The 12,243-nt window shown below is 68.9% G+C and carries 13 protein-coding genes; 7 read left to right on the top strand and 6 right to left on the bottom strand.

The window, feature by feature from the left end:
- Positions 1 to 187 precede the first annotated feature (187 nt).
- From BXA11_RS15465 to BXA11_RS15450, 3 genes are all read left to right on the top strand, one after another.
- Positions 188 to 616, top strand: coding sequence for a cellulose binding domain-containing protein (locus BXA11_RS15465; RefSeq protein ID WP_076435088.1), 429 nt, complete (start codon positions 188 to 190; stop codon positions 614 to 616).
- A 191-nt stretch (positions 617 to 807) separates the two neighbouring features.
- Positions 808 to 1,149, top strand: coding sequence for a VOC family protein (locus BXA11_RS15455; RefSeq protein ID WP_204053974.1), 342 nt, complete (start codon positions 808 to 810; stop codon positions 1,147 to 1,149).
- Positions 1,150 to 1,158: 9 nt separating this feature from the next.
- Positions 1,159 to 1,497 carry a YciI family protein gene (locus BXA11_RS15450; RefSeq protein ID WP_076435086.1) on the top strand — a complete coding sequence of 113 codons (339 nt, stop codon included), beginning with the start codon at positions 1,159 to 1,161 and terminating at the stop codon, positions 1,495 to 1,497.
- A gap of 18 nt (positions 1,498 to 1,515) precedes the next feature.
- Here BXA11_RS15450 and BXA11_RS15445 read toward each other — a convergent pair whose 3' ends face one another.
- The 5 genes from BXA11_RS15445 to BXA11_RS15425 form a co-directional block, all read right to left on the bottom strand.
- A complete protein-coding gene (locus BXA11_RS15445) occupies positions 1,516 to 2,142 on the bottom strand; it encodes a Uma2 family endonuclease (protein WP_030511813.1) in 627 nt (208 codons plus the stop codon).
- Between the two features lie 78 nt (positions 2,143 to 2,220).
- Positions 2,221 to 4,548 (bottom strand): hypothetical protein, encoded by a 2,328-nt coding sequence (locus BXA11_RS15440; RefSeq protein WP_076435085.1) that lies wholly within the window; start codon positions 4,546 to 4,548, stop codon positions 2,221 to 2,223.
- Positions 4,549 to 4,704: 156 nt separating this feature from the next.
- On the bottom strand, positions 4,705 to 5,832 hold the full coding sequence (locus BXA11_RS15435) for a thiolase C-terminal domain-containing protein (RefSeq protein WP_076435084.1): 1,128 nt from the start codon (positions 5,830 to 5,832) through the stop codon (positions 4,705 to 4,707).
- Positions 5,829 to 6,251, bottom strand: a complete 423-nt coding sequence (locus BXA11_RS15430) for a Zn-ribbon domain-containing OB-fold protein (protein WP_076435083.1) — start codon at positions 6,249 to 6,251, stop codon at positions 5,829 to 5,831. Before BXA11_RS15430 ends, BXA11_RS15435 begins: the two co-directional genes overlap by 4 nt.
- Before the next feature lie 75 nt (positions 6,252 to 6,326).
- A complete protein-coding gene (locus tag BXA11_RS15425) occupies positions 6,327 to 6,839 on the bottom strand; it encodes a VOC family protein (protein ID WP_076435082.1) in 513 nt (170 codons plus the stop codon).
- A 178-nt stretch (positions 6,840 to 7,017) separates the two neighbouring features.
- On the opposite strand from BXA11_RS15425, the gene BXA11_RS15420 reads away from it, so the two are divergent.
- Positions 7,018 to 8,340, top strand: a complete 1,323-nt coding sequence (locus tag BXA11_RS15420) for an MFS transporter (RefSeq protein WP_076435081.1) — start codon at positions 7,018 to 7,020, stop codon at positions 8,338 to 8,340.
- A gap of 3 nt (positions 8,341 to 8,343) precedes the next feature.
- On the opposite strand, the gene BXA11_RS15415 is transcribed toward BXA11_RS15420, so the two are convergent.
- Positions 8,344 to 8,979 carry a TetR/AcrR family transcriptional regulator gene (locus tag BXA11_RS15415; protein WP_076435080.1) on the bottom strand — a complete coding sequence of 212 codons (636 nt, stop codon included), beginning with the start codon at positions 8,977 to 8,979 and terminating at the stop codon, positions 8,344 to 8,346.
- A 74-nt stretch (positions 8,980 to 9,053) separates the two neighbouring features.
- On the opposite strand from BXA11_RS15415, the gene BXA11_RS15410 reads away from it, so the two are divergent.
- From BXA11_RS15410 to BXA11_RS15400, 3 genes are all read left to right on the top strand, one after another.
- Positions 9,054 to 10,040, top strand: coding sequence for a daunorubicin resistance protein DrrA family ABC transporter ATP-binding protein (locus BXA11_RS15410; RefSeq protein ID WP_030511820.1), 987 nt, complete (start codon positions 9,054 to 9,056; stop codon positions 10,038 to 10,040).
- The gene (locus tag BXA11_RS15405; RefSeq protein WP_030511821.1) at positions 10,037 to 10,891 is read left to right on the top strand and encodes an ABC transporter permease; all 855 of its coding nucleotides are present in this window, start codon (positions 10,037 to 10,039) and stop codon (positions 10,889 to 10,891) included. The genes BXA11_RS15410 and BXA11_RS15405 overlap by 4 nt, the downstream gene beginning before the upstream one ends.
- A gap of 142 nt (positions 10,892 to 11,033) precedes the next feature.
- Complete coding sequence (locus BXA11_RS15400) at positions 11,034 to 12,146, top strand: polyprenyl synthetase family protein (protein ID WP_083744258.1); 1,113 nt, start codon at positions 11,034 to 11,036, stop codon at positions 12,144 to 12,146.
- The last annotated feature ends 97 nt before the right edge of the window (positions 12,147 to 12,243 follow it).

Raw genomic sequence — 12,243 nt, 5'->3', positions numbered from 1 at the left:
CTCCGTCAAGTGACCGGTATGTGGCCGGCGGTGAAACTCCCAGCTCGGTCAGCCCAAGCGGCGAACGTACGTGTGACAGGGCCGACGCGCCGCGGAATATGTCCCGGTAATTGTTTGACAGCGCATTTCGAGTGGCTCACGATCACATCGAAATCGGTTTCATGGGACGCCCCCCTGAGGGGGATCGATGCGTTTTCTGCGGGCTTCGTCGGGGATCGGTATTGCCGGGCTTCTCCTGGCCGCGTCGTTCACGGCGCCCGCCCGGGCGGCGCCCGCGGACGTGCCGGCCGGTTACGACTGCGCGGTGACCTACGCCAGCCTGGGGTGGACCACCGGTTTCACGACCAGAGTGACGATCACCAACACCGGGACCCGGGTGTTCAGCCCCTGGATCCTGCAGTTCGTCTTCCCCGGAAGCCAGACCCTGATGCAAGGGTGGAACGCGACCTTCTCCGAGACCCCGCCGAGCGTCCAGGCCGCCAGTCCGATCTGGCAGCAGAGCATCGATCCCGGCACGAGCTTCTGGATCGGCTTCAACGCAAACGGGGCCGACGAACACCCCACCGGCTTCACGCTCAACGGCGTCCCCTGCGCGGTGACCTTTGGGCCCTACTGAGGCGGCGCCGTTCCCCATCGAAGCGGCCTTTGGCCGTCAGGCCGAACCCGGGCCGGGGAGGAGGTCGGCGTGCATCGGCTCTCCGCAGTGGCTGCAGCGTGGGTCGACGTGGGCGATCTGGCCGCAGGCATGGTGACGGTAGAGGACGGGAGGCGTTCTTCGTCGGCCTCGGTCTGGAGGCCGCTCCGAAGATGGCCGTCGAAGGCGAGTTCCTGGACCCGGTGATCGGTATGACCGGCGCCCGCACCGAGATCGTCATGCTGCGAGCGCCCGGCGGAGGCGCGACGCTGGAGCTGTCGAGCTTCACGCGGCCGGATCACCTCCCGGGTTCGCCTGCCGCGCCGGCCAACGAGCTGGGCCTGCGCAACGTCGCCTTCGAGGTGCACGACCTTCACGCCGCGGTCGAGCACGCCGCCGCCGACGGCTACGGCCTGGTGGGAGGCGTCGGCGAATACGAAGGCGTATGGCGGATGGCCTACGTCCGCGGGCCCGAAGGAATCATCGTCTCGCTGGCCGAGCGCATCGAGAAGTAGGGAGACGTCATGAGCACGAGCGTGACCGACGAACAGATCCGGGTTCTGGCCGCGACCGCGAAGCCCTACAGCCTGGCGCTCCTTTCGTGGGGGCCGGAGAGGACCATGGACGGCGCTGACGCGATCGAGCTCGAACACCAGCGGCGTATGGTGTCGCTGCGCGCCGAGGGGGTGATCGCGATCCTGTGCCCGGTCGCCTCCGGCACCGTGTCCGGCGTCGCAATCATGACCTTGCCGGCCGAGGAAGCCGCGGAGATCATGGCCGGGGACCCCTGCGTTCGAGCCGGGATGATGCGCTGCGAGGTTCACCCGTGCCACGGCTTCCCCGGAGACGCCCTCCCCGTATGAGCATGCCGCCGAACGGGTTCAGAACTGTAGTTCGGCCCAGTCGACGGTGAGGGGGATCGGGTTGCTCACGACGGGAGCCTCCCCGGGCTCGTCCTTCATGAGGGTGCCGATGTGCTTGTAGAGCATCGCCGCCCGGTCCAGCCGATAGCGTTCGATCGCCGATACGCCGGTGCCGTCGATACGGACGATCCAGTAGTGCGGGATGCCGGCCTTGGCATACTCGCCGAGCTTGTCGGTCGTGTCCTGGGTCTCCGATCCCGGAGACACGATCTCCACGACAAGCAGCGCGTGCTCGGCGCGCAGACGCTCGCCCCGCTCTCGGTCGAGGCACCGGTAGAGCGCGACGTCGGGCCTGCGGTTGAGCAACGGCACGTCCCTCAGCCGCAGATCCACGTCGTTGTTGACGGTGAGGCACTCATGCCCCTTGCCCATGGCGGCGCGGGCATGTCGCTCCAGCAGGTTCGCCAGTCGCCTGCCGGCGGTCTGGTGATCAGGCGTGGGAGCCGCGCAGTAGACCACGTAGCCGTCGACGATCTCGATGGCCTTGGCGATCTCCTCGGGGAGCGCGTCGTACTCCTCCGCGGTGACGCGGTCGGGTTGAGGGCGAATGCTGAGAAGCCAACTGTCATCCGGCAGAGCTGTCATCCAGCGTCTCCTCGTCACTGTCCACTCGACGGAGCCAAGCCTACGGTCTGACGTGCCGAAGCGCCGCCGACGGAGCTGTCAGGGAGTCGGAGACGGCTGCACTCCGAAGGGGCCGCCACGGGGTCGGTGGGCATTCCCTCCGGCCTCGTTGTCCCAGCTGTCCAGACCCCAGGCCGAGCGCGCTTCACTCGTCAGTCTCCACGCCAACTCCGTGTTCGTGCCGAGGGCCGAGCGAGCGGACGCCAGCCTGTCGAACAGGCACTGCCCGTGTGAGTCGTCGGCGGCGGATCTCACCCGGTCCTCGTCCAGGTGTTCGTTGAACACGTCTTCCAACGTCATCGACAGATACAGGAAGGCGATCAGTTCTCGGCGCAGGAGATCCGCTTCCGAATCGGGCTTCCGCTGATTTTTGGGCGGTGCGGCCCGGACGTCATGGAGCAGGTCGGACAGCTCCTTCTCGGCGTAATATCTGACCTTGACCCTGTGGAGCACGTGCAGCAGCGCAGTGTCGTTCCTGATCGCCTCGATCTGGCTCAATACTCCCGTTTTCCGCCGGACGTCGTCTCTGACCATGTGCCTCACGATCGAATCGAACTCGTCGGGCTTCCCGCGTTCCGTGGCCGATCGGATGACGTGCCGAGCCGAACGAATAAGGTCGCGGGCCAACCCGCCGGAGAGTGCATGGCACAGCGCCACGTACGGCTCCGACAATCCGATCACCCGCCTGTAGAGCATGCGCCGTGACTCCCGATAGCTGAGCAGCTCCACTCGCAGAATCTCGTCGAAAGAGCTGTCGAAAGCGTCGCGAAGACGTATGCCCCTGCGTTCGAATGCCGTCAACGCGTCATCGGACACGGTTATGAGGAAGTAAACCCCGGGAACCCCGAAGATGCTTTTGATCTCGTTGAGGAACTTCTCTCCCTGATCGGCGGAGGAGATCTTGTCGAGTTCGTCTATGCCGATCACGACACGGCCTCCCTGTCTCCGTGCATGTGCGGACGTCATGCTAGCGAACACGCGGAACAGGCGAACGATCTCGGGATATCCCAGGGGCTGCTCCGTTCGGGAGACGCCGCGCGATCTCTGCCCGTCGAGACCCAGGCCCAGCTTCGTCCCGAGGCTCGCCTTCAGGGTCCCGGACCACGATTCGGTGTGCGTCTGGAGATATCTGATCCGGGCGAGATTTCGTAGCGCGGCCCTCCGCAACCGGCGGTCCGCGCGGAGCCTCGACCACTGTTTCACGAAAATTATCCCGCAGGCGCCGTAGAAGTACAGCACGACGGGGCCCCCGGTGACTAGCGCCACGGGCGACAGCGCGTGCTGCGGAGACGATCCGGAAAGATTGTGGAGCCCAAACCAGACCATTCCGCCGAATATCGCGTTCACGGGGATGCCGAACACGATCAATATGAACAGCTGTCCCAGTAGAAGCCGGCCCCGCCCTCTCCGCCCGACCTTGACGGCGACGGAGCGGCACAGCGCCGCGAACACATGGAGCACAAAATCGCGAGCCAGGTAGTCGACGGGCGCCGACACCAGGCAGCAGATGTCCGCGGAGGAGGCGTGCCGTCGAGGGGCGCAATAGAGCCGCAGCAACGACGACTTCCCCGCCCCGCGCGGTCCGGCTATTCCGATGCTCCCGCCGGTGAGCTGGCGGATGAGCTCGCCCACCTCCCGCTCGACGGGCGTCGGGACGTAATACAACGTGCTGTGCAGATCCCCGAGGCCGGGACTGGCCTTGACGGCGAAACGCCGGCTCAACCTGTCTTCGCGCGCCTGGTTCAACGCCAGACGGAGAGTGGGAACGACCAGGTCGCGCTCGACGACGGCGGACAGGAGCGCCTGCCGTCGCGAGATGTAGAACTTGCGATCCCAATTGCCGGTGACGATGAACAGGAATCGCTGCCCGGTCATCGTCTTCCGTACGCGCAGATGAATCGCGACGAGTGCGGCGGCCAGCAGTATCAGGCCGCCGACGAACCGGAGTTCGCCGAGAACGTCGAACAGGCCGCCCACCAGCAGGCCGATCGACAGGATCACACCGCCCGCGATGCCTCCATACGCGGCCAACCGGGGCACAACGCGGTTCCATGTGTCGTCCGCGGCGTCCTGCCTGGCGGTGCTGAGAGCCGCTTGATAGTCGCTGAGCGCACTGCAAAACCGGTCGTACTCGTCCGGGGCTTCACGTGCGATCTGTTCGAGCATGCCGGAGGCGATCTCGAGCAGCTGGCCTCCCTCGACGCCCACATCGGCCATCGAGTTTCGGATTTCCTCCTGGATCAGCATTCTCTTCAGGAGCCGCCGGAGTCTCGGCCGGAGCGCTCTGTCCGGAGAAATCTCTTCTTCTCCGCTGAGAATTTCATCGATCAGATCGAGGAAATCTTCGAGCCGCCGCTGAATGCTCATCTGCTGCTCCTGTGCCTTCCGGGCTCCCCGGAAGGTTCGGCCGGCTGGACGTCAACGCCCCGACATGTAGTCGCCGGGCGAGCGTCGGCCATTACAGCGGCGTACGCCGCCGTCGGCCCTCCGGCAGCGGGGGAGGGCCGACAGGGCCGGGCGGGGTCAGGGGCGGTGGCCGGCCAGGACGAGCGTGGCGGCGGAGGCGAACATGCCGCCGTTGCCGAGGACGACGCTGACTTCGGCGTCGGGCACCTGGGCGGCGGCCTCGCCGCGCAGTTGCCGTACGGACTCCTGGATGGCGAACATCCCGTACATGCCGGTGTGGGTGTAGGAGAGCCCGCCGCCGTTGGTGTTGAGCGGCAGGCGGCCGCCGGGGGAGGTGTGGCCCTCCGCGATGAACGGCCCTGCCTCGCCGCGCTTGACGAAGCCGAGGTCCTCCAGCCCGTAGATGGGCACGTGCGCGAAGGCATCGTAGATCATCAGGTGGTCCACGTCGTCGTGCGAGATGCCCGCCTCGGCGAAGGCGGCCTCGCCGGAGCGCCGGAAGGCGGCCGAGGTGGTGAAGTCCTCCATCTGGGAGATGATCGGCGACTCGGCCGACTCGCCGGAGCCGAGCAGGTGGACCGGCGACCTGCGGGCGCGCTCCTCGGTCGTCACGATCAGCGCGCCGCCTCCGTCGGTGACGAGGCAGCACTCCAGCAGGTGGAAGGGGTAGGCGACCATCCGGGACGCGAGCACGTCCTCGACGGTGATCATGTCCTGGTACATGGCCCGGGGGTTGCGGTGCGCCCATCGGCGCTGCGCGACGGCGACCTCCGCGAGCTGCTCGTGCGTGAGCCCGGTCTCCTTCATGTAGCGCAGTGCCGTCAGCGTGAACATGGTGGGCGGGCCGAGCACGCCGTACGGCAGCTCGAACTGGCCGATCAGCGAGTCGGGGCCGAGGGCCGGCCGGGGCGCGCCGACCCGCGACCGCCCGGACTCGCCGTGCGTGATGAGCACGGTGGTGCACATCCCGGCCCGGATGGCCGCCGCGGCGTGCCGCACGTGGAAGAGGAAGGACGAGCCGCCCACCCCGGTGCCGTCGAGCCAGGCCGGAGCGATCCCGAGCGCGTGGGCGATCTGGATCGGGCCGGGCACGCCGACGGTGGCGACGCCGTCGATGTCGTCCTTGGTCATCCCGGCGTCGGCGAGCGCGTTGCGCGCGGCCTGGAGGTGGAGCTGCGCGGTGGACATGTGGGGCAGCTTGCCGAGCTCGTCGGTCTCGGCCGCGCCCGCGATGACGATGTTCATCGGTTGGGACCCCCAGCGGGCTCGAAGAGGGGAACGTGCACGTCGCCGCGTTGCTCGAACACCACGCGCAGCTCCATGTCCAGGGGCAGGTTCTCCGGCATGATCTCGACACCCACGATGTTCGTCATCATGCGCACGCCCTCCTCCAGCTCCACGACCGCGATCGCGTACGGCCCCTCCTGCTCGAAGCCGGGAGCCGGGCGATGGCTGATCACGTACGAGTAGAGGGTCGCCCTGCCGCAGGAGGTCACCCATGTGACGTCGTCCGAGCCGCAGTGCGGGCAGGCGGGCCGTGGATAGAAGTAGTGCCGCGAACAGGCGCTGCAGCGCTGGATCCGCAGGAGTCCCTCCGCCGTGCCGTCCCAGAACGGCTGGGTCTCCGGCGTCGGCTTCGGGACGGGTTTGTGCGATGCGGTCATCGTTCTCCTCCGAGGCGGAGTAAGTCTTAGAGTCGGATTCTAGAACTCCAATCTAGAGATGGCGAGGGTCCGTTGTCACGGGCTCGGGACGCCGTTGCCGCGCCGGCCCCGACCGGCCAGCAGATCGTCGAGGGACGGCACCGGCTCGGGAGCGCGCGGCCCCGGCTGGGCGAGCTGGACCAGGACCCCGTGCGCCTCCTTCGGGTGGAGGAAGACCTCGCGCCAGCGGGGTTCGGCGAGGTTGAGGCCGAACAGCCGATAACCGCGCTCGCGCAGCGCCGCCACGGCGGCCTCGATGTCGGCGACGTGGAAGTTGAGGTGGTGGACCCCGCCTCTGCCGCGCGTGAGGTCGAAGAAGCTGTCGAAGAACGAGGACCCGGCCAGCGGCTCCATCAGCTCGATCTTGCTCCCGTTGGCGTAGCTGAGCTGGAGCGTCCGGTAGCCGTTCACCACGTTGTCGCCACCGCCGAGGTAAACACCTCCCAGCAGGTCGCGGTAGATCGGCAGCAGGTCCCGGATGCGCGGCGCGGCGACGGCCGTGTGGTCGAAGGCCGCGTCCAGCCCGGCCAGCTCCTCGGCGATGTCCACCTCGTCCTCCTTCGATCGAAATCCTAGAATCTCATTCTAGTCATTCCGTGCCGAAGAAACACATGCTCACAGCCCCTTGACTCTGGGCGTGAGGAGGCGCAGCATTCGTGGAAATGAATTCTAGAGCTTGCTTCTAGAACTCATCGCTGGGACGGGGGACGACGAGAAAGGCGTGTCTATGGGCCTGTCCTACGTACGCGAGCTCGACGAGTACCCCACGGGTGCGCGTCGCATGAAGATCCTCACGATGGCCGTGCTGGCCGTCCTCATCGGCTCCTATGAGGCGCAGATCGCCCCCGTGGTCCCGCTGCTCCTGAAGGACCTCGACATCTCCCTCGCGACGTACGGTGCGGTGTCCGGGGCGGCGGCGGTCGCGGGGGCCGTCGCGTCGGCGCTCGGCGGCAGGCTCACCGACCGGATCGGCAGGGTGCGCCTGCTGGTCCCGCTGATGCTGCTGACCGCCGTGTGCTGCTTCGCCATGACGCTCGTCCACAGCTCAAGGGACCTGCTGATCGCCAGGATCGTGCTGGCCTTCGTCGACGGAGTGGCGATGGCGAGCACCGCGCCGCTGGTCCGCGACTTCTCGCCGCGCCTCGGCAGGGCCCAGGCGTTCGGCTTCTGGACCTGGGGCCCGGTGGGGGCCAACTTCCTCGCCGCCGCCGTCGCGGGCTGGACGCTGCCGATCTTCGACGACTCCTGGCGGTCGCAGTTCGTCATCATGGGCTGCTTCTCGCTGGTCATCTCGATCGTCATCGCCTTCAACATCGCCGACCTGTCGCCCGAGCTGCGCGCGCAGATCCAGCACACCGAGCGCAAGGCCGCCGACGTCGTCGACCTGACCAGGCCGGCCAGGGTCTCCTCGCTGTTCGTGCGGCCCAACATCTGGGCCCACGTGGTCGGCATCTCGCTGTGGCTGGTGCTCTACATCACGCTCACGCTCTTCGGGCAGACCATGCTGGTCGGCGCTCTGGGCATCACGGCCGCCGAGGCGTCCACGATCATGGCGTGCTTCTGGAGCCTCAACCTGATCACGCTGATCGTCGCCGGCCGCGTCTCCGACCGCACCCAGCTGCGCAAGCCGATCACGCTCGCCGGCACCGTCGCGGCCGTGCTGGTCACCGCCTACCTGGCGTACATCCTCGGCGGCGAAGGCGTCTCCAGCGGCATGCTCATGATCGTCGGCGCGCTGCTCGGCGGCTCGCTCGGCGTGGCGTACGCCCCCTGGATGGCCAACTACTCCGAGGACGCCGAGGACGTCGACCCCCGGCTGCAGGGCACGGCATGGGGCCTGTTCGGCTTCCTCACCAAGGCGATCGCCGTGGTCGGCCTGCTGGTCATCCCGCACGTGGTCGAGGCCACGAGCTGGCAGACCTGGCTGGTGGTCTCGCTGGTGTGCCTGGCGCTGTTCGCTCCCGCCGTCTTCCTGTTCCACGGCCCCTGGCGGCGCGAGCGCGCCGCGACCGTGGACGGCCAGGAGGCCAGGGTCGCGGTGGCCGAATAGCGGTCAGGCCTGCGGGTAGCCGCCGAGGCCCTTGCCGAGCAGGCCGAAGACCCGTTCGACGTCCGCGCGGTGGGCGCGCCCGATCTCCTCGTCGGGCCCGCCCTCCCGGACCCGCTGCCGCAGCCGCCGGTAGAGCGCCCGCTGCGCGCCGACCAGCGTCGAGGCGACGATGCGGGGCAGCGGGTCGCCGGGCTCCGCGCCCGCCTCGGCCGCCAGCGCGTCGGCGAGCACCCGGGTGATCCGCTCGTTGACCTCGTGCATCTTCCGCTCCAAGGAGGGGTTGCCGCTGACGAGGTCGAAGAAGCTGCGCGGATGGACGAGGTCGCGCCGCATGCCCGGGATGAGCCTGGTCTGCGCCAGGCACATCGCGCGGAAGGAGTCGAGGATGGAGAACCCGGCCGGGCGGTCGGTGACCGCCGCCAGCGACATGGCCTCCCGGTCCTCGGCCCGGTAGAAGACCAGGTCCTCCTTGGTCGGGAAGTGGTTGAACACCGTCTTCTTCGACACCTGCGCGGCCGCCGCGATCTCGTCCACGGTGACCTCGTCGAACCCCCGGGCCCGGAAGAGCGCGTTCGCGGTGTCGGCGATGAGCTGCCGGGTCTGGTTCTTCTTCAGCTCCCGCAGTCCGCCCGCTCTCATGGGCACAGCGTATCGGCCTTCCTTGGTTACACCTGGTGTACTGTTACACCAAGTGTAATTGATGGGGAGGCGGGATGACGCATCCGGCGGTGGAAACCACCGGCCTGGCCAAGCATTACGGCGACGTCGAGGCCGTACGCGGCATCGACCTGACCGTGCACAGAGGGGAGATCTTCGGCTTCCTCGGCCCGAACGGCGCCGGGAAGTCCACGACGATCAGCATGCTCTGCACCCTGACCACGCCCACGGCCGGCGCGGCGCGCGTGGCGGGCTACGACGTGGTGCACGAACGCGACAGCGTGCGGCGTTCCATCGGGCTGGTGTTTCAGGACCCGACGCTCGACGGCTATCTGACGGCGGAGCGCAACCTGCGTTTCCATGCCGAGCTGTACGGCGTGCCCCGCGCGGACGTCGGTCCGCGGCTGCGGGGAGTGCTCGAGATGGTGGGGCTGTGGGACAGGCGCGCGGCCAAGGTCGCGACGTTCTCGGGCGGCATGAGGCGGCGACTGGAGATCGCCCGCGGCCTGCTGCACTCGCCGCGGGTGCTGTTCCTCGACGAGCCCACCGTCGGCCTGGACCCGCAGACCAGGAGCTCCATCTGGTCCTACATCCGGGAGCTGAAGGAGGCCGAGGACATCACGGTCTTCCTGACCACGCACTACATGGACGAGGCCGAGCACTGCGACCGCATCGCCATCATGGACGGCGGCCGGATCATCGCGCTCGACACCCCCACCGCGCTGAAGGCCGGCGTCGGCAAGGACCGCGTCCAGATCCAGACCGACGACGGCGCGGCGGCCGTCGCCGTCCTGGACGAGCGGTTCGGCATCAAGGCCGTCGCGTCCCGCGACGTCGTCGTGTTCCAGGTGGAGGAGGGGGAGCGGTTCGTGCCGGAGCTGTTCTCCCGCTCGGGGCTGTCGATCCGGTCCGTCAGCGTGGCCAGGCCCAGCCTGGACGACGTCTTCATGTCCTACACCGGCCGGTCGATCCGCGACGCGGAGTCGTCCGGCGGCGCGCGCGGCCCGGCCGCGCTCGCCGCGGCGCGAGGAGGCCGGCGATGACGCTGCCCATCACGGCGGTCCGGGTGCCGGGGCGCAGCGCGATGAGCGAGCTGCGCGCCGTCAAGGTGGTCTGGCAGCGCGAGATCATCCGCTTCTTCAACGGCCCGCTGCGCATCCTCACCTCTCTCGTGCAGCCGTTCCTGTTCCTGTTCGTCCTCGGCACCGGCCTGTCCCAGCTCACCTCGGGCGGCACCGGCGGGCTCGGCCTGCGGACCTTCCTCTATCCGGGCATCCTCGCCATGGCCGTCCTGTTCACCGCGATGTCCTCGGCCGCCTCGATCGTCTGGGACCGGGAGTTCGGCTTCCTGCGCGAGATGCTGGTCGCGCCGGTGTCCCGTGGGTCAATCGTCCTCGGCAAATGCCTGGGCGGAGCGACCGTCGCGGCCTTCCAGGGCCTCGTCGTCATCTGCATCGCGGGTCCCGTGGGCGTGCCGTACGCGCCGGGGCTGATGCTCGGCGTGTTCGGCATCCAGGTGCTGCTGGCCTTCACCATCACGGCCTTCGGGGTCGCGATGTCCGTGCGGGTCAAGCAGATGCAGTCGTTCATGGCGCTCAACCAGCTGCTGATCATGCCGTTGTACTTCATGTCGGGCGCGATGTTCCCCGCCTCGAACCTGCCCGTGTGGCTGACCGCGCTCAACCGGATCGACCCCCTCTCGTACGCCGTGGACCCCATCAGGCGGCTCGTCTTCGCGCACCTGGACCTGACGCCCGCCGTACGGGCCCGGCTCGCGCCGGGGCTGACGTGGGGCGGGTGGCACGTGCCCATCGCCGTCGAGGTGGCCGTCCTCGCCGTCCTCGGGCTCGCCCTGCTCGCGACCGCGATCGCCCAATTCGGTCGGGCCGACTGAGCGCAACGGCCGGCCGGGCCGGCAAGCGGTACAGCGCAGCTCGGCGAGAAGTTCCGACTATCGGAACGACCGGTTCTACTTTGCGTGTTCATTAAGTAACTTTCCGCAAGGGATACCGGCTCGCCGAGCGAGGAGGCCGTGCATGACCGCGGACACCGTGGACACGTCCATCAAGGGGATCACCGGCGTCGGTGACACCGGCGGCGTCGCCGCCGTCACGAGCGCCGTCCGGGGACGGGTCGACGAGCTGCTGGCCGGTTTCCTCGACGCCCGGCGTCCCCCGGTCGGCGATCCGGACGTCGCCGAGGGCTACCGGCTGCTGCGCGAGTTCGTGGTCGAGGGCGGCAAGCGCATCAGGCCGCTGCTGTGCTACTGGGGCTGGCGGGGCGCGGGCGGCGATGAGCCGCACGAGGACCGGGCCGTCATCACCGGCGCGGCGCTGGAGCTCTATCACGCCGGTCTGCTCATCCACGACGACGTCATGGACGGCAGCGAGCTGCGCCGCGGGCGCCCGACCATCCACAGGGGGCTCGCCGGGACTCCGCGGTGGGAGGGGGCGGAGGCCTTCGGCCAGTCCGCGGCCATCCTGCTCGGCGTGCTCGCGCAGGCCTGGGCGGACGAACTGCTCGCGGACGCCGCCGCCGGCGATGTGCGGGGGCGGGCGGCGCGCGAGCTGTTCAACCGGATGCGCACCGAGGTCGTCACCGGGCAGTACCTCGACATCCTGGCGCACGCCCGCGCCGACGCGGACGTCGAACAGGCCCTGACGGTCATTCGCTACAAGACGGCCCGCTACACCGTGGAGCGCCCGCTGCAGATCGGCGCGGCCCTCGCCGGGGCCCCGCCCGCCCTGCTGGAGGCGTACTCCCGGTTCGGCCTGCCGCTCGGAGAGGCGTTCCAGCTGCGCGACGACGTCCTCGGCGTCTTCGGCGACCCCGCCGTCACCGGCAAGCCGGTCCTCGACGACCTGCGCGAGGGGAAGCGGACCGTGCTCATGGCGTACGCGTACGCGCGGGCGCGAGGGCCGGAACGGGACCTGCTGCGGACCTGGCACGGCAGCCCCGGCCTGGACGAACGCCGGGCGGCCGAGCTCCGGCGGATCATCGTGGACACCGGCGCCCTCGGCGAGGTCGAGGACCTGATCGCCCTGCGGGCCGGGCAGGCGCTCGACGCGCTGCGCCACTGCGCGATCGCGCCGGAGGCGGCGCAGGCGCTCACGGTGCTCACCGAGCGGCTGACCCGTCGCGTCCGGTGAGACGCGCGACCGGCAGACCGCCTCTTTCTTGACTCCCGCCGCCGGAACCGCTCCGGCCGCCTCCGCGCGCGGCCGTACGGGCGGCCGGCGATGCGGT

Origin of the sequence: Microbispora rosea, assembly GCF_900156315.1 — a bacterium.
GTDB lineage: Bacteria > Actinomycetota > Actinomycetes > Streptosporangiales > Streptosporangiaceae > Microbispora > Microbispora rosea.
This window is presented reverse-complemented; position numbering and strand designations above follow the sequence as displayed.

Excerpts from the sequence above, each read along its gene's own strand:
- BXA11_RS15465 (WP_076435088.1), top strand. The coding sequence starts at position 188 with ATGCGTTTTCTGCGGGCTTCGTCGGGGATCGGTATTGCCGGGCTTCTC.
- BXA11_RS15455 (WP_204053974.1), top strand. The coding sequence starts at position 808 with ATGGCCGTCGAAGGCGAGTTCCTGGACCCGGTGATCGGTATGACCGGC.
- BXA11_RS15450 (WP_076435086.1), top strand. The coding sequence starts at position 1,159 with ATGAGCACGAGCGTGACCGACGAACAGATCCGGGTTCTGGCCGCGACC.
- BXA11_RS15445 (WP_030511813.1), bottom strand. The coding sequence starts at position 2,142 with ATGACAGCTCTGCCGGATGACAGTTGGCTTCTCAGCATTCGCCCTCAA.
- BXA11_RS15440 (WP_076435085.1), bottom strand. The coding sequence starts at position 4,548 with ATGAGCATTCAGCGGCGGCTCGAAGATTTCCTCGATCTGATCGATGAA.
- BXA11_RS15435 (WP_076435084.1), bottom strand. The coding sequence starts at position 5,832 with ATGAACATCGTCATCGCGGGCGCGGCCGAGACCGACGAGCTCGGCAAG.
- BXA11_RS15430 (WP_076435083.1), bottom strand. The coding sequence starts at position 6,251 with ATGACCGCATCGCACAAACCCGTCCCGAAGCCGACGCCGGAGACCCAG.
- BXA11_RS15420 (WP_076435081.1), top strand. The coding sequence starts at position 7,018 with ATGGGCCTGTCCTACGTACGCGAGCTCGACGAGTACCCCACGGGTGCG.
- BXA11_RS15415 (WP_076435080.1), bottom strand. The coding sequence starts at position 8,979 with ATGAGAGCGGGCGGACTGCGGGAGCTGAAGAAGAACCAGACCCGGCAG.
- BXA11_RS15410 (WP_030511820.1), top strand. The coding sequence starts at position 9,054 with ATGACGCATCCGGCGGTGGAAACCACCGGCCTGGCCAAGCATTACGGC.
- BXA11_RS15405 (WP_030511821.1), top strand. The coding sequence starts at position 10,037 with ATGACGCTGCCCATCACGGCGGTCCGGGTGCCGGGGCGCAGCGCGATG.
- BXA11_RS15400 (WP_083744258.1), top strand. The coding sequence starts at position 11,034 with ATGACCGCGGACACCGTGGACACGTCCATCAAGGGGATCACCGGCGTC.